The organism is Paracidovorax sp. MALMAid1276 (genome assembly GCF_049198005.1).
Lineage (GTDB): Bacteria > Pseudomonadota > Gammaproteobacteria > Burkholderiales > Burkholderiaceae_C > Acidovorax.
In genome coordinates this window covers 1-15,093 of sequence record NZ_JBMIRS010000174.1, presented here as the reverse complement: position 1 = coordinate 15,093, position 15,093 = coordinate 1, and the positions used below count along the sequence as shown (strand labels likewise).

13 protein-coding genes are annotated in these 15,093 nt (G+C 65.8%); 9 read left to right on the top strand and 4 right to left on the bottom strand.

Translation table 11 applies throughout. From position 1 onward, the window contains the following. Window positions 1-70: 70 nt before the first annotated feature. Complete coding sequence (locus tag ACOQFS_RS12050) at window positions 71-1,003, bottom strand: 2-hydroxyacid dehydrogenase (RefSeq protein WP_421563098.1); 933 nt, start codon at window positions 1,001-1,003, stop codon at window positions 71-73. Window positions 1,004-1,181: 178 nt separating this feature from the next. Further along, complete coding sequence (locus ACOQFS_RS12045) at window positions 1,182-3,014, bottom strand: ABCB family ABC transporter ATP-binding protein/permease (RefSeq protein WP_421563097.1); 1,833 nt, start codon at window positions 3,012-3,014, stop codon at window positions 1,182-1,184. A 63-nt stretch (window positions 3,015-3,077) separates the two neighbouring features. Between ACOQFS_RS12045 and ACOQFS_RS12040 the strand changes: the two genes are divergently transcribed. Continuing rightward, window positions 3,078-3,500: an acyl-CoA thioesterase gene (locus ACOQFS_RS12040; RefSeq protein WP_421563096.1), complete on the top strand. Its 423-nt coding sequence runs from the start codon at window positions 3,078-3,080 to the stop codon at window positions 3,498-3,500. A 46-nt stretch (window positions 3,501-3,546) separates the two neighbouring features. On the opposite strand, the gene ACOQFS_RS12035 is transcribed toward ACOQFS_RS12040, so the two are convergent. Then, window positions 3,547-4,128, bottom strand: coding sequence for a bactofilin family protein (locus tag ACOQFS_RS12035; protein ID WP_421563095.1), 582 nt, complete (start codon window positions 4,126-4,128; stop codon window positions 3,547-3,549). Between the two features lie 244 nt (window positions 4,129-4,372). After that, window positions 4,373-4,858, bottom strand: coding sequence for a thioesterase family protein (locus tag ACOQFS_RS12030; RefSeq protein ID WP_421563094.1), 486 nt, complete (start codon window positions 4,856-4,858; stop codon window positions 4,373-4,375). A 478-nt stretch (window positions 4,859-5,336) separates the two neighbouring features. Between ACOQFS_RS12030 and ACOQFS_RS12025 the strand changes: the two genes are divergently transcribed. The 8 genes from ACOQFS_RS12025 (at window position 5,337) to ACOQFS_RS11990 (ending at window position 14,971) form a co-directional block, all read left to right on the top strand. Next, window positions 5,337-6,212, top strand: coding sequence for a branched-chain amino acid ABC transporter permease (locus ACOQFS_RS12025; RefSeq protein ID WP_421563093.1), 876 nt, complete (start codon window positions 5,337-5,339; stop codon window positions 6,210-6,212). Between the two features lie 4 nt (window positions 6,213-6,216). After that, entirely contained in the window at window positions 6,217-7,293 is a 1,077-nt protein-coding gene (locus ACOQFS_RS12020; protein WP_421563092.1) for a branched-chain amino acid ABC transporter permease, read from the top strand. A 158-nt stretch (window positions 7,294-7,451) separates the two neighbouring features. Then, on the top strand, window positions 7,452-8,315 hold the full coding sequence (locus ACOQFS_RS12015; RefSeq protein ID WP_421563091.1) for an ABC transporter ATP-binding protein: 864 nt from the start codon (window positions 7,452-7,454) through the stop codon (window positions 8,313-8,315). Next, the gene (locus tag ACOQFS_RS12010; protein WP_421563090.1) at window positions 8,312-9,136 is read left to right on the top strand and encodes an ABC transporter ATP-binding protein; all 825 of its coding nucleotides are present in this window, start codon (window positions 8,312-8,314) and stop codon (window positions 9,134-9,136) included. Before ACOQFS_RS12015 ends, ACOQFS_RS12010 begins: the two co-directional genes overlap by 4 nt. A gap of 6 nt (window positions 9,137-9,142) precedes the next feature. Beyond that, window positions 9,143-10,999 (top strand): AMP-dependent synthetase/ligase, encoded by a 1,857-nt coding sequence (locus ACOQFS_RS12005; RefSeq protein WP_421563089.1) that lies wholly within the window; start codon window positions 9,143-9,145, stop codon window positions 10,997-10,999. 228 nt (window positions 11,000-11,227) lie between these two features. Then, on the top strand, window positions 11,228-12,394 hold the full coding sequence (locus ACOQFS_RS12000) for an ABC transporter substrate-binding protein (protein ID WP_421563088.1): 1,167 nt from the start codon (window positions 11,228-11,230) through the stop codon (window positions 12,392-12,394). Window positions 12,395-12,520: 126 nt separating this feature from the next. Next, window positions 12,521-13,687: an acyl-CoA dehydrogenase family protein gene (locus tag ACOQFS_RS11995; protein WP_421563087.1), complete on the top strand. Its 1,167-nt coding sequence runs from the start codon at window positions 12,521-12,523 to the stop codon at window positions 13,685-13,687. A 78-nt stretch (window positions 13,688-13,765) separates the two neighbouring features. Next, complete coding sequence (locus ACOQFS_RS11990; RefSeq protein ID WP_421563086.1) at window positions 13,766-14,971, top strand: acetyl-CoA C-acetyltransferase; 1,206 nt, start codon at window positions 13,766-13,768, stop codon at window positions 14,969-14,971. Window positions 14,972-15,093 lie beyond the last annotated feature (122 nt).

Sequence of the window (15,093 nt, the reverse complement as noted above, 5' to 3'; positions counted from 1 at the left end):
ATCCCGATCCGCACTACCACCGACTCGCGAGGGTTATGCAGGACATCCGAGCCATTTTTTATTCATATTTTCAGAGCGGAGACACCGGGGCTTGCCCCGCCAGGTGGCGGCGCGCGTTCTCCAGGAACCGGTCCACCGAGGCCTGCACCGCCTCGGGCGACCAGCCAGCCACGTGGGGGGTGAGCACCACGTTGTCCAGGCCCAGCAATGCGGTGGGCGGGGTGGGCTCGCTCTCGTACACGTCCAGCCCTGCAGCGGCGATGCGGCCCTCGCGCAGCGCGGCGGCCAGGGCAGCGGTGTCGATCACGCTGCCGCGCGCGATATTCACCACCACGCCGCGCGGGCCCAGCGCGTTCAGCACGGCGGCGTTGACCAGGTGCTGTGTGCCTGCGCCGCCGGGCGTGGCGACGATGAGGAAGTCCGCCCAGTCGGCCAGCGCCACCACGTCGCCAAAGTAGCGGTAGCCCACGTCGGTGCGCGGGGTGCGGTTGTGATAGCCCACCTCGATCTCGAAGCCCAGCGCACGCTGCGCGATCTTCTTGCCGATGGTGCCCAGGCCGATGATGCCCAGGCGCTTGTGCGACACGTTGGGCGGCAACGGCAGTGCCGTGCGCCAGACGCCCGCGCGCGTGGCCTTGTCGAGCGGCAGGATGCGGCGCTGCGCGGCGATCAGCAGGCCAAAGGCATGGTCGGCCACACAGTCGTCGTTGGTGCCCGCGCCGTTGGCCACCACGATGCCGCGCGCCTTGGCGTGCGCCACCGCGATGTTCTCGTAACCCGCGCCCAGGGCGCAGATGAGGGTGACGTTGGGCAAAGCGTCGATCTGCGCGGCAGACAGGCCCGTGGCGCCAATGGTGAGCACCACGGTGATGCGCGCGCCGTGCCCGGCAATGGCGGCGGCGGCCTGCGCCGCGTCGGGCGCGTAGATCAGCTCGAACGACTGCGCCATCTGGGCGCGGTGTTCTTCGGACAGGAACATGAGGGCAAGCAGGACGGGCTTCATGGGATCGTGCAATCTCGACAAGTACAAAAAACAAAAAAGAAAACAGCGCGCTACACCTTGCGTCTTGCGCCAAGGGCAGCACGTACCAAACTGGCGCGGCCAAGGCGCGGGACACCGAGCAAGGGCCGCCCCGCAGCGAGGGCGTCGTCCCCCTCTGGGGAAAGGCTCCGCAGGCGACTCAGGGGGACTCCTGTTGCAATGACCACATGCTGGCGTATCGGCCGCCCTGGGCCAGCAGCTGGGCGTGGGTGCCGCGCTCGATGATGCGGCCCGCATCCATGACCAGAATCTCGTGCGCGTCCACCACGGTGGACAGGCGGTGCGCGATCACCAGCGCGGTCTTGTTCTGCGCCACGCCCTGCAGCTCGGCCTGGATGGCGCGCTCGTTGGCCGAGTCCAGCGCGCTGGTGGCCTCGTCAAAGATCAGGATGGGCGGGTTCTTGAGCAAGGTGCGCGCAATGGCCACGCGCTGCTTTTCGCCGCCCGAGAGCTTGAGCCCGCGCTCGCCCACCATGGTGGCGTAGCCCTTGGGGGTGGATGCGATGAAGTCGTGAATGCGCGCGGCGCGGGCGGCGGCCTCGATCTCTTCCTGCGGCGCGCCCGGGCGGCCATAGGCGATGTTGTAGGCCACGGTGTCGTTGAAGAGCACCGTGTCCTGCGGCACGATGCCGATGGCCTGGCGCACGCTGCCCTGCGTGACGCTGCGGATGTCCTGCCCGGCAATGGTGATGCGGCCCTGCTGGATGTCGTAGAAGCGGAACAGCAGACGCGCCAGCGTGCTCTTGCCCGAGCCCGAGGGGCCAACCACGGCCACGGTCTTACCCGCCGGTATCTCAAAACTCACGCCCTGCAGGATGGTGCGGCCGGCCTGGGGTTCGTAGGCGAAGTGCACGTCTTCAAACCGCACGGTGGGCTGGTCCAGCCCCGCCAGCGGCTGGGCACCGGGCGCGTCGGCCACCTCGCGCTCGCGATCGAGCAGGGTGAACATCTTGTCCAGGTCGGTCAGGTTCTGCTTGATCTCGCGGTAGATCACGCCCAGAAAATTGAGCGGGATGTAGAGCTGGATCATGTAGGCGTTGACCATCACCAGATCGCCCAGCGTCATGGTGCCCGCCGCCACGCCCTGGGTGGCGCGCCACAGCATGGCCACCAGGGCGGTGGCGATGATGAGCTGCTGCCCGGTGTTGAGCAGCGACAGAGTGGCCTGCGCCTTGATGCGCGAGCGGCGGTAGCGGTCCAGGCTCTCGTCGTAGCGCTGCGCCTCGAACGCCTCGTTGTTGAAGTACTTGACGGTTTCGTAGTTGAGCAGCGAATCCACGGCCTTGGTGTGCGCGGCCGAATCCAGCTCGTTGGCCTCGCGCCGGTACTTGGTGCGCCATTCGGTCACCGTCACCGTGAAGACGATGTAGCTGGCCAGCGCCAGCAGCGTGATCCAGGCGAACCAGGCATCGAACTTCACGGCCAGGATGGTCAGCACCAGCGCCACCTCGATCAGCGTGGGCACGATGCTGTAGAGCGAGTACGAGATCAGCGACTCGATGCCCTTCACGCCGCGTTCGATGTCGCGCGTCATGCCGCCGGTCTGGCGCTCTAGGTGAAAGCGCAGGCTCAATGCATGCAGGTGCTCGAACGTGGCCAGCGCGATGCTGCGCGTGGCGCCCTGCGTGGCGCGCGAGAACACCAGCTCGCGCAGCTCGGTGAACACCGAGGTGGACAGCCGCAGCAGCCCATAGGCCAGCAGCAGGCCCACGGGCACGACCAGCACGGCCGTGGGGTCGCCGGGGCCGATGCTCATCGCATCCACCAGGTTTTTCAGCAGCAGCGGCACGCCCACGTTGGCGAGCTTGGCGCCCACCATGAAGCCCAGCGCCGCCAGCACGCGCCACTTGTACTGCCAGAGGTAGGGAAACAGGCGGCCGAGCGTGGACCAGTCGGACTGTGCCGGTGTGGAGGCCGGGGCCGGCGCGCTGACAGTGGAAGGGGCAGGGAGGGCTTCGCCAGAGCGGCGCATGAGGGACAATCCGGTTCGTTTTCATCAGAGCGCGCAACCGCCGCTCTTCACAGGATTGTGCCCATGTCTGCCATTTTCAGCCCGCCCCCCGCCGCATTACCCACCGACAAGGAACTGGTGCTCAAGGTCATCCCCATGCCGGCGGACACCAACGGCAACGGCGACATCTTTGGCGGCTGGGTGATGGCGCAGGTGGACCTGGCCGGGTCGGTGCTGCCCGCCCGCCACATGCAGGGCCGCATGGCCACCGTGGCGGTCAACGAATTCATCTTCAAGCAGCCGGTGCGCGTGGGCGACATCCTGTCGTTCTTCTCGGCCATCACGCGCGTGGGCAACACCTCGGTGACCGTGGAAGTCGAGGTGTATGCCGAGCGGTTTGCCACCCAGGGGCAGTATGTGAAGGTGACCGAGGCGCGCCTGACCTACGTGGCGATCGACGAGCAGGGCCGCCCGCGGCCCGTGCCGCGGCCCGCGGCATCTGCCTGATGCCGCGGGCGGTGGCGGGGCCGGGCCGTGCGGCGCTGGCTCAGGCTCAGGCGGCCAGTGCTGCGGACTCGGTGCGCGCAACGGGCGGTGCCGTGCGCTGCGCTCCGGGCGCGCCGGCCGCCGTAGAGGCCGGAGTCGCCAAGCCTGCGTTGATCTCGCCGGCCAGTTGGCCGCCCTCTTCCACCACCAGCTTGCCGTAACGGATCTTGCCGTTGACCTTGCCGGTGCCATAGATCACGAGCTTCTGGCGCACGGTGAGCGTGCCGCTGAATTCGCCGTGGATTTCGGCGATGTCGATCTCTGCCGAGCCCTTGAAGGCGCCGTTCTGCGAGATCTGGATCACGCGCGAATCCATCGTGGCCTCCACCGTGCCCTCCACCACCAGGGTGTCGCAATCGGTGATTTCCACGCCCTTGAGCTTGATGTTGGGGCCCACGGTGAGCTTGCTGCCCGACGAATCGGCGGCCGATGCGGCCGGTGGCACGGCCTGGCTGGTGGCCGACGCCTGCGCTGCCGCGGCGTGGCTGGCGGCGGCGTTGCTGCCTAGCACCGAGGACGGGCTGGCACTGTGGCGGGGTTGAAAGGATTCGGTTTCACGCTTGCCAAAGAAGGGGTTTTGCACGGCCATCAGATCTCCTAGAAAAGAGGCCCCATGCTAGGCAGCACGCGCCGCCGAAGATGCCTTCGTTACGCAAGAACGGTAACGAAACGGTTCATGCGTAGCATGCGCTTGCAAGGCTTGCGGGATCACACATACGGCCCAGCGAGGCCGCTGACGCCGCCCTGGCGATGGCGGCCGGGCGATGGCCCCTCCCTTCGCGAGTCGCTCAACGATGCGAGAGAAATGGTGTGGGGTGGAAGGAATGGCCGAATCAGGACACGATGTATGCCGCCGCGCCCGCCGACATGATCTGCCCGTCCGGCCCCAGAAACTCCATGCGGGTGGTGGCCACGCGCGAGCCCAGGCGCAGCACCTGGGCGCGCAGCTCAAAGTGGCTGCCGATGCCGGGCCGCAGGTAGTCAATGCGCAGGTCGATGGTGCCCAGCTTGGCGAACCGGTGCAGGCGCTGCTCGGGCGGCTCGTCCATGTGCTTGGCGCCAATCGCGGCCATCACGGCCAGTCCGCCCATCGCATCCAGCCCTGCGCTGATCACGCCGCCGTGCACCCGGTTGTAGGCATAGTGCCCCACCAGGTCGGGCTTCATGTCGATGCGGCCGGTGACACCATCGGGCCGCAGCTCGGTCACCTTCAGGCCCAGCACCTGGTTGAACACGATCTTCTCTTCAAAGATGGACTTGAGCCCCGCGATGAAAGCGGGCTCGAACGCCTGCGGCGCGGGGGGGGCGGATTTGCTCATGGGTCTCCTGGCGGTCGGTTCGGGCGCGCGAGTCACACATTCGATGACCTCGCACACTCCTGTTTTGATAGCTGTCAGCGCTTTATGAATAAGCGCTGGGCAGCATTTTGATTAAAAAAGTTCCTGGCAGCCATGCCCGCGAGGGTCCGCCGGGGGCTCGCACGCATCGCAGGGCGCACCCTGGGGCCGCGCGCTGTCACCATCGCGACACCGCTTTGGCGACCCATTGCCGCGAGGCCTGCAGGGGGCTTGGGGTCTGCCGGGGTGCGGGCCTTCGCAGGGCGTCGTTAATCCTATTGCGCGAGGTAGGTGGCTGCGTCAATATGCGCCGCCACCCCACACGATGGAGGGCAGTTTTCATCGCGCGGGTCCGTGCGCCGCCCCGGTCAGGGTTAGCCCCGAGTGCGAGGTGGCGCCGTCGCAGGCAGCATTATTTATGCAAAGCAACCGCTTTGCAAAAATCTTCTGGAGAGCCAGGGTGCAATTCGTGCAACTGTTGGTCAGCGGTGTCTCCCAGGGCTGCATCTACGGGCTGATCGCTCTGGGCTTCGTGCTCATCTACAAGGCCACCGAAACCGTGAGCTTCGCCCAGGGCGAGCTGATGATGCTGGGCGCATTCTGCGGCCTGACGCTGATGACGGTGCTGGGCTTTCCCTTCTGGGTCGCGGTGCTGGCCAGCATCGTGGCGATGGGCGTTTTTGGCGTGGCGGTGGAGCGTGCCGTGATCCGCCCCATCCTGGGCCAGCCTGCGTTCTCCATCGTCATGCTCACCATCGGCATCGGCTACGTGCTGCGTGGGCTGGTGACGATGATCCCCAACATCGGCACCGACACCCACACGCTGCCCGTGCCCTACAAGAACCAGTCCCTGCGGCTGGGCGAGCTGGTGCTGAGCGCCGAACAGCTGGTGGTGATCGGCGCCACGGGGGTACTGTGCGTGCTGCTGTTCGCCATGTTCCGCTACAGCAAGCTGGGCATTGCGATGCAGGCTGCGTCGCAGAACCAGCTGGCCGCCTACTACATGGGCATTCCGGTGCAGCGGCTCAACGGCCTGGCCTGGGGGCTGGCGGCCGTGGTGGCGGCGGTGGCCGGGCTGCTGCTGGCGCCCATCACCTTTGTGCACGCCAACATGGGCTTCATCGGGCTCAAGGCGTTTCCGGCGGCGGTGGTGGGCGGTTTTGGCAGCCTGCCCGGCGCCATCGTGGGAGGGCTCGTCATCGGCATCGTCGAATCGCTCTCGGGCTTCTACCTGCCCGATGGGTTCAAGGACACGGCGGCGTACATCGTGGTGCTCATCATGCTGATGGTCAAACCCAACGGTCTGTTCGGCGAAAAGCTGCGCAAGAAAGTCTGACCCCATGCGCTTTCTTTTCAAGACCTCCTACGAACAAGACATCCGGCTGGCCAAGCACGGCGGCCATGTGTTCTGGTACAGCGTGCTGGGCCTGGCGCTGATCGCCGCGCCCTGGGTGGCGCCCGAGTACTGGCTGGCGCAGCTGACCTTTGTGCTCATCTACGCCATCGTCGGCCTGGGGCTGATGCTGCTGGCGGGCTTCACGGGGCTGTTCTCGCTGGGGCACGCGGCCTTTCTGGGTGTGGGGGCCTACACGCAGGCCGTGCTCACGGGCATGGGCTGGCCGTTTGCGCTGTCGCTGGCCTGCGCGGCGGGCTTGTCTGCCGCCGTGGGCGTGGTGGTGGGCCTGCCGGCACTGCGCGTGAAGGGCATCTACCTGGGCATGGCCACGCTGGCGTTCGGCTTCATCGTCGAAGAAGTGTTCGCGCGCTGGGAGTCGGTGACGGGCGGCAACTCGGGCAAGCACCTGGTGCCGCCGCAGATGTTCGGCTACTCGTTCGAGAGCACGGGGTCGTTCTATTTTCTGTGCCTGCTGATCACGGTGGTGAGCACGCTGGCCATCCTGAACCTGCTGCGTTCGCCCACGGGCCGGGCCTTTGTGGCCATCCGCGATTCGGAGATCTCGGCGCAGAGCATGGGCATTCATCTGGCGCGCTACAAGACGCTGTCGTTTTCGCTGTCGGCCGCGCTGGCGGGCATCGGTGGCGCGCTGTATGCGCACAAGCTGCAGTTCATCTCGCCCGATCAGTTCAACATCCTGCAGTCCATCGACCTGCTGCTCATGATCGTGATCGGCGGCCTGGGCTCGGTGCACGGCGCCTTCCTGGGCGCGATCTTCCTGATCTCGATGCCGCAGCTGATCGCGCTCTCCAAGGATTTTCTGCCGGACTCCGTCGGCCAGGCCCCTGGCCTGCAAGCCGTTGTGTATGGCGCGGTGCTGATCGCCTTTGTGCTGTTCGAACCCATGGGCCTGTACGGCCGCTGGCTCAAGATGCGCACCTGGCTGCAGATGTTCCCGTTCTACCGCAAGGGGATGTTCAAGCGGCAAAAGTCATTCCAAAAATCCGACAGGTTGAAATGAAGCACCCCCTGAGTCGCTTCGCGCCTTCCCCCTCTCTCGTCTCGCTGCGCGAGTCGGGAGGGGGACGCCCCCACCGCGGCGGGGCGGCCCTTGCGCGGGGGCACTGGTCTCGGTCGCGCCGGTTTCAACGGCCATGCAATCACCTCGTGGACAAGTGAATGACCAACACTGCTTTGCCCATGAACAACGCCGATGTACTGCTCAGCGCCCAGAACCTCAGCGTGCGCTTTGGCGGCGTGCTGGCGGTCAACGATGTGAGCTTTGACGTGCGGCGCGGCGAGGTGTTCACCCTCATCGGCCCCAATGGCGCGGGCAAGACCACCGTGTTCAACCTCATCAGCCGCATCTACACGCCCACCCACGGCACCATTGCCTACGCGGGGCCCGGCGGCGCGATGCTGCCGCTGACCGATCAGCCGCCGCACAAGGTCGCGGGCCTGGGCATTGCGCGCACGTTCCAGAACATCGAGCTGTTCGAGCACGCCAGCGTGCTGCACAACCTGCTCATCGGGCGCCATACCCGGCAGCACAGCCGGCTGTGGTCCGAAATCTTCTTTACCCGCAAGGTGCGCGAAGGGGAAATCCTGGCGCGTGAAAAGGCCGAGCAGATCATCGACTTTCTCGACCTGCAGCACTACCGCGACACCATGGTGGCCGGCCTTCCGTACGGCGTGCGCAAGGTGGTGGAACTGGCCCGGGCGCTGTGCACCGAGCCGCAGCTGCTGCTGCTCGACGAGCCCTCGTCCGGCCTGAACGTGGAGGAAACCGACGACATGGCCTTCTGGATCCAGGACATCCAGCACGAGCTGGGCATCACGGTGCTGATGGTGGAGCACGACATGTCGCTGGTGTCCAAGGTTTCTGACCGCGTGCTGGCCATGAACCAGGGCGAGGTGGTGGCCATGGGCACGCCGCGCGAGGTGCAGACACACCCTGGCGTGGTGGAAGCGTACCTCGGCACCATCGACGACGTAAGCAACCTGCGCCGTCCGGCGGGCTCCAGCGTGGGGGTGCGGGCATGAGCGCCGTTCTGGCCGCCCAACCCGTAGGCACCGCGCAGGCCAGCGCCGCCGACCTGCCCCTGCTGCGCCTGCAGAACGTGGAAAGCGCCTACGGCCCCATCAAGGCCATCCGGGGCGTGAGCCTGCAGGTTCGGCGCGGCGAGATCGCGGCCGTACTGGGCAGCAACGGCGCGGGCAAGACCACCATCTTGAAGACCATCAGCGGCATCATCGACCCGCGCAAGGGCTCCATCGAGTTCCAGGGCCAGGACATCACCGCCCGCGACCCGGCCGCCATCGTGCGCAAGGGCCTGATGCACGTGCCCGAGGGGCGCGAAGTGTTTCCGCTGCTGTCGGTGCGCGACAACTTGCTGATGGGGGCCTACACCCGCTCGGACGCCGACGCCGTGGCGCGCGACATCGAGACGGTGTACGGCTACTTCCCCATCCTCAAGGAGCGCGCCGCGCAGGACGCGGGCCTGCTCTCGGGCGGGCAGCAGCAGATGCTGGCCATCTCGCGCGCGCTCATGGCCGCACCCGAGCTGATCTTGCTGGACGAGCCCAGCCTGGGCCTCAGCCCCAAGCTCACCAAGGAGATCTTCGAGATCGTGGTGCGCATCAACCGCGAGCGTGGCACCACCATCCTGCTGGTGGAGCAGAACGCCAACATGGCGCTCAACGCGGCCGACTATGGCTATGTGCTGGAGAACGGCCGCATCGTGATGGAAGACCGCTGCGATCGGCTGCGCGAGAAGGACGACATCAAGGAGTTCTATCTCGGCATGAAGGACGAGGGGGTCCGTGGCGAGCGGCGGTGGAAGAAGAAAAAGACCTGGAGATGAGTGCACATGTCTAACCTCTGGGATCTCTCTCACATTCAGCCCGCCACCGCCGACGTACTGCCGGGCGACACCATTCCCGCCATGTTCTGGAACGCGGTGGCCGAGCGCGGGCCGCGCGTGTGGATGCGGCAGAAGGAGCTGGGCATCTGGAAGAGCTGGACCTGGAACCAGACCGGCGAGGCCGTGCGCGAGATTGCGGGCGGGCTGCTGTCGCTGGGCTTTGAACCGGGCGAGTGCGCGTCCATCCTGTCCAGCACCAACATCGAGTGGGTGCTGGCCGACCTGGCCGTGCTGAGCTGCGGCGGCGTGGCCAACGGCATCTATCCCACCGACGCAGCGGCGCAGGTGCACTATCTGAGCGAGGACTCTGCGACGCGCGTGCTGTTCGTGGAGGACGACGAGCAGCTGGACAAGGCGCTGGAGGTGCGCGACGGGCTGCCGCTCTTGCGCAAGATCATCGTCTTTGACATGGAAGGCCTGCGCGGCCTGGATGACCCCGACGTGCTGAGCCTCTCGGCCCTGCGCGAGCGCGGCCGAGCCTGGAACGCCGAGCATGCGGGCGCGGTGGACCAGCGCGTCAACGCGTGCCGCCCCGACGACCTGGCCATCCTGGTCTACACCTCAGGCACCACGGGCAAGCCCAAGGGCGCCATGCACACGCACGCCGCGCTCACCTACACCGTGCGCGGCTACAACACACTGATTGCGCGCAGCGAGGCGGACGAAACCATGTGCTTTCTGCCGCTGTGCCACATTGCCGAGCGCATGGGCGGCGAATACTTCTCGCTCTACACCGGCGCGCGCCTGAACTTCGTGGAGAACCCCGACACCGTGCCCGAGAACGTGCGCGAGATTGCGCCCACGGTGTTCACCGCGGTGCCCCGGGTGTGGGAGAAGTTCTATTCCGGCGTAATGATTGCCCTGAAGGAATCCACGCGCCTGCAGCAGGCGGCCTATGCCTGGTCCATCGGCGTGGGCACGCGCATTGCCGAGCGGGTGCTGGCGGGCGAGCCGGTGGGCGGTTTGCTGAAGGCGCAGTTCATGCTGGCCCGCGTTCTGGCGCTCAACAACGTGCGCAAGCTCATCGGCATCCACAAGGCGCGCTTTCTGGTCACCGGCGCCGCGCCCATCTCGCCGGACCTGGTGAAGTGGTATCTGGCGCTGGGCGTGCCCATGCTGGAGGTGTGGGGCATGACCGAGACCTGCGGCGCCGCCACGGGGGTGCCGGCCAGCCGCATCCGGCCCGGCTCCATCGGCCCTGCGGCCAGCTACAACGAGGTGCGCATCGACCCGGCCACGGGCGAGATCCTGGTGCGCGGGCCCAACGTGTTCAAGGGCTATCTCAACCTGCCCGAGAAGACCGCCGAAACCATTGACGCCGACGGCTGGCTGCACACGGGCGACGTGGGCCACGTGGACGCCGACGGCTACCTGCACATCACCGACCGCATGAAGGACATCATCATCACGGCCGGCGGCAAGAACATCACGCCCAGCGAGCTGGAGAACGAGCTCAAGTTCAGCCCCTACGTGACCGACGCGGTGGTCATCGGCGACAAGCTGCCCTACCTCACGGTGATCATCATGATCGACCAGGAGAACGTGGAGAAGTTTGCGCAGGACCACGATGTGCCCTTCAGCAACTACGCCAGCCTGACGCGATCGCGCGAGGTGCAGGAGCTGATCCAGGCCGAGATCGACCGCGTGAACACCAAGTTTGCGCGGGTGGAGCAGATCAAGAAGTTCTTCCTGCTGGACACGCAGCTCACCGCCGAAGACGAGGAGCTGACACCGACCATGAAGCTCAAGCGCAAGCTGGTGCAGCAGAAATACGCGGCGCAGATTGAGGCGATGTACCGGTAGCGGCGGCCATTGACCTTTCGACACGCTCAGGACAGGCAGGCTCAGGCTGAACGGCCTGTGGGCTGTTGAGGATCGCCCCTCAGCCCTTTCGGACTGAGCTCGTCGAAGCCGGGGCGCACCGCCACCCAGGCCCGCGCAGGATAGGGAAAGTGCTGGTGCCCCACCCGGGGCATCGTTCTATAACGAGCGATCGTTTTTGTTTCGATCCAAACACGAAGGAGACGCGCCATGAGACTTCATCACATCGCCGCTCTGGCCCTCGCGGCCGTGGCCGGGGCATCTGCGCAGGCGCAGCCCAGCCAGGGCGTGAGCAAGGACACCATCACCCTGGGCTCCATCCAGGATCTGTCTGGCCCGCTGGCCGGCTTTGGCAAGCAGGTGCGCCTGGGCATGATGCTGCGCGTGGACGAGGCCAACGAGCAGGGCGGCATCAACGGCCGCAAGCTCGACCTCAAGGTGGAAGACTCGGGCTACGACCCCAAGAAGGCCGTGCTGGCCGCGCAGAAGCTGGTCAACCAGGACAAGATCTTCATGATGGTGGGCCACATCGGCACCGCACAGAACCTGGCCGCCATGCCGGTGCAGTTCAGCAAGAACGTGATCAACTTCTTCCCCATCACCGCCGCGCGCGAGATGTACGAGCCCTTCCACAAGCTCAAATACTCGTTTGCCGCCACCTACTACGACCAGATCCGCCTGGCGGCCCCCAAGCTCATCAAGGAAAAAGGCGCCAAGAAGATCTGCACCATCTACCAGGACGATGAGTTTGGCCTGGAGGTGATGCGCGGCGGCGAGGCGGCGCTCAAGTCCATGGGCATGGAATTCGCAGAGAAAACGTCGTACAAGCGCGGCGCCACCGACTTTTCGTCGCAGGTGGCCAAGATGAAGTCGTCGGAATGCGACTTCGTCATCCTGGGCACTATCATCCGCGAGACCATCGGCACCATTGGCGAGGCGCGCAAGACCGGCTTCAACCCCACCTTTCTGGGGTCCAGCGCCGCGTATACCGATCTGATCCACAAGCTGGGCGGCAAGCCCATGGACGGCCTGTACGCCACCATGACGGTGCAGCACCCCTATCTGGACGAGGCCAGCCAGCCCATCCGCTTCTGGGCCAACAAGTACAAGACCAAGTTCAACGAAGACCCCACGGTGTTCTCGGTGTATGGCTACAACGCCATCGACGCCTTCATCAAGGCCGCGCAGAAGGCCGGCCCCAACCTGAGCACCGACAGCTTCATCAAGGCCATGGACACCATGGTGTTCCCGCCCGACATGTTCGGCAGCGCGCAGGCCACCTATGGCCCGCAAAAGCGCCTGGGCAGCGACCTGTCGCGGCTGTCGCAAATTCAGGACGGCAAGTGGAAGGTGGTGTCGGACTACGTCAAGCCCTGACCGTCCTCGCGCCCTTGCAGCCGCCTTCGGGCGGCTTTTGCATTTCAAGAGATGCGTTTCGGCAGTGCCGGTGGCACAATGAATTTAACCAAGCAGTAACTTTGCATAAATAGGATCATCGCCACCATGATCGAACGCACCCTCTTCCAGCCCGACCACCAGGCCTTTGCCGACAGCTTCCGCCGCTTTATCGAGAAGGAAGTGACGCCCCACCATGCCGATTGGGAAGACCAGGGCTATGTGGCGCGCGAGGTGTGGAGCCAGGCGGGCGCCAACGGCTTTCTGTGCATGAGCCTGCCCGAGGAATACGGCGGCGCCGGGGCCGACAAGCTGTATTCGGTAGCGCAGATGGAAGAACTGGCGCGTGCAGGCACCACCGGCATCGGCTTTGGCCTGCACAGCGAGATCGTGGCGCCGTACATCCTGCACTACGGCACCGAAGCGCAAAAGCGCAAGTACCTGCCGCAGATGGCCAGCGGCGCCGTGGTGGGCGCCATCGCCATGAGCGAGCCCGCCGCAGGCAGCGATCTGCAGGGCATCAAGACCACGGCCATCAAGAGTGCGGACGGCAGCCACTACGTGCTGAATGGCAGCAAGACCTTCATCACCAACGGCTGGCATGCCGACCTGGTGATCGTGGTCGCCAAGACCGACCCGGCCGCAGGCGCCAAAGGCACCAGCCTGTTGTTGGTCGAACGCGGCATGCCCGGCTTTGAGAAGGGCCAGCGCCTCAAGAAGCTAGGCATGAAGGCGCAGGACACCTCCGAACTGTTCTTCAACGACGTGAAGGTGCCCGCCGAGAATCTGCTGGGCGGGCCCGCCATGGAAGGGCGCGGCTTTATCTGCCTGATGGAGCAGCTGCCCTGGGAGCGCCTGCAGATCGCCATCACCGCAGTGGCTGCGGCCCAGGCCGCGATGGACTGGACGCTGGACTACGTCAAAGAGCGCAAGGTCTTCGGCCAGCCCGTCGCATCGTTCCAGAACACCCGCTATCGCCTTGCCGAGCTGCAGACCGAAGTGCAGGTGGCCCGCGTGTTTGTGGACAAATGCTGCGAGCTGATCACGCGCGACCAGCTCGACACCCAGACCGCCAGCATGGCCAAGTACTGGACGACCGACCTGCAGTGCAAGGTGATGGACGAATGTGTGCAGCTGTTTGGCGGCTACGGCTACATGTGGGAATACCCCATCACCCGCGCCTACGCCGACGCGCGCGTGCAGCGCATCTATGGCGGCACCAACGAGATCATGAAGGAAGTCATCTCGCGCGGCATGGGCCTGCCAGCGCGTTGATGCTTCAATTTTTATAGCTGTCAGCGCTTTATGGACAAGCGCTCAAGGCCAATTCCATTCAAATCCGGAGACCCCACCATGACCGAAGCCTATGTTTTCGACGCGCTGCGCACCCCGCGCGGTAAAGGCAAGAAGGACGGCACCCTGCACGAGGTCAAGCCCATTGACCTGCTGGTGGGCCTGCTGACCGAGCTGCAAGCACGCCACCGCTTTGACACGGCGGCGGTGGACGATGTGGTCATGGGCATCGTCTCGCCCGTGGGCGAGCAAGGCGCCGTGCTGCCCAAGGTCGCGGCGCTCAAGGCCGGGTGGGACTTTCGCTGTGCGGGCGTGCAGGTCAACCGCTTCTGCGCATCGGGCCTCGAAGCCGTGAACCTGGCCGCACAAAAGGTGAAGAGCGGCTGGGAAGACCTGGTGGTGGCCGGCGGCGTGGAGAGCATGAGCCGCGTGCCCATCGGCTCCGACGGCGGCGCCTGGGCGCAAGACCCCGCCACCAATTCAGAGACGCTGTTCGTGCCCCAGGGCATCGGCGCCGACCTGATCGCCACGCTGGACGGCTACACCCGCGCCGACGTGGATGCCTTCGCACTCGAATCGCAGCGCCGCGCCACTGCGGCGCGCGCTGCGGGCTACTTCAAGAACTCGGTCGTGCCCGTGCGCGACTTCATCGACCAGACCATTTTGGCCGAAGACGAATTCATCAAACCCCACACCACGCTCGAAGGCCTGGGCGCGCTCAAGGCATCGTTCGAGCAACTGGGCGGCATGGGCTTCGACGCCGTGGCGCTGCAGCGCTACCCGCAGGTGGAGCGCATCCATCATGTGCACCACGCGGGCAACTCGTCAGGCATCGTGGACGGCGCCGCCGCCGTGCTGATCGGCAACGAAGCCGCCGCCAAGGCCCACGGCCTCACGCCCCGCGCGCGCATCGTGGCCACCGCGCTCAGCGCCGCCGACCCCACCATCATGCTCACCGGCCCCGTGCCCGCCGCCAGGAAGGCACTGGCGCGCGCCGGCATGGACATAGCCCAGATCGATTTGTTCGAAGTGAACGAAGCCTTCGCCGCCGTGCCCATGCGCTTCATGCGCGAGCTGGGCGTGCCGCACGACAAGGTCAATGTGAACGGCGGCGCCATCGCCATGGGCCACCCGCTGGGGGCCACGGGGGCGATGATCCTCGGCACCCTCATCGACGAGCTGCATCGCCGGGGCCAGCGCTATGGTCTGGCCACGCTGTGCGTGGGCGGCGGGATGGGTATTGCGACGATAGTGGAACGACTGTGATTTTGGTTTCCCATCCCCCGACCGTTCGGGCTGAGCTTGTCGAAGCCTGTGCGCGGACACAACTTCAAAGAGATTCACGTCGTGCCGGCCTTCGACAAGCTCTGGCTGAACGGGTATTGGTT

Bases quoted from the DNA above. Each gene is read 5' to 3' on its own strand.
- ACOQFS_RS12015 (WP_421563091.1), top strand. From the start codon at position 7,452: ATGACCAACACTGCTTTGCCCATGAACAACGCCGATGTACTGCTCAGC.
- ACOQFS_RS12030 (WP_421563094.1), bottom strand. From the start codon at position 4,858: ATGAGCAAATCCGCCCCCCCCGCGCCGCAGGCGTTCGAGCCCGCTTTC.
- ACOQFS_RS12050 (WP_421563098.1), bottom strand. From the start codon at position 1,003: ATGAAGCCCGTCCTGCTTGCCCTCATGTTCCTGTCCGAAGAACACCGC.
- ACOQFS_RS11995 (WP_421563087.1), top strand. From the start codon at position 12,521: ATGATCGAACGCACCCTCTTCCAGCCCGACCACCAGGCCTTTGCCGAC.
- ACOQFS_RS12040 (WP_421563096.1), top strand. From the start codon at position 3,078: ATGTCTGCCATTTTCAGCCCGCCCCCCGCCGCATTACCCACCGACAAG.
- ACOQFS_RS12000 (WP_421563088.1), top strand. From the start codon at position 11,228: ATGAGACTTCATCACATCGCCGCTCTGGCCCTCGCGGCCGTGGCCGGG.
- ACOQFS_RS12020 (WP_421563092.1), top strand. From the start codon at position 6,217: ATGCGCTTTCTTTTCAAGACCTCCTACGAACAAGACATCCGGCTGGCC.
- ACOQFS_RS11990 (WP_421563086.1), top strand. From the start codon at position 13,766: ATGACCGAAGCCTATGTTTTCGACGCGCTGCGCACCCCGCGCGGTAAA.
- ACOQFS_RS12005 (WP_421563089.1), top strand. From the start codon at position 9,143: ATGTCTAACCTCTGGGATCTCTCTCACATTCAGCCCGCCACCGCCGAC.
- ACOQFS_RS12045 (WP_421563097.1), bottom strand. From the start codon at position 3,014: ATGCGCCGCTCTGGCGAAGCCCTCCCTGCCCCTTCCACTGTCAGCGCG.
- ACOQFS_RS12035 (WP_421563095.1), bottom strand. From the start codon at position 4,128: ATGGCCGTGCAAAACCCCTTCTTTGGCAAGCGTGAAACCGAATCCTTT.
- ACOQFS_RS12010 (WP_421563090.1), top strand. From the start codon at position 8,312: ATGAGCGCCGTTCTGGCCGCCCAACCCGTAGGCACCGCGCAGGCCAGC.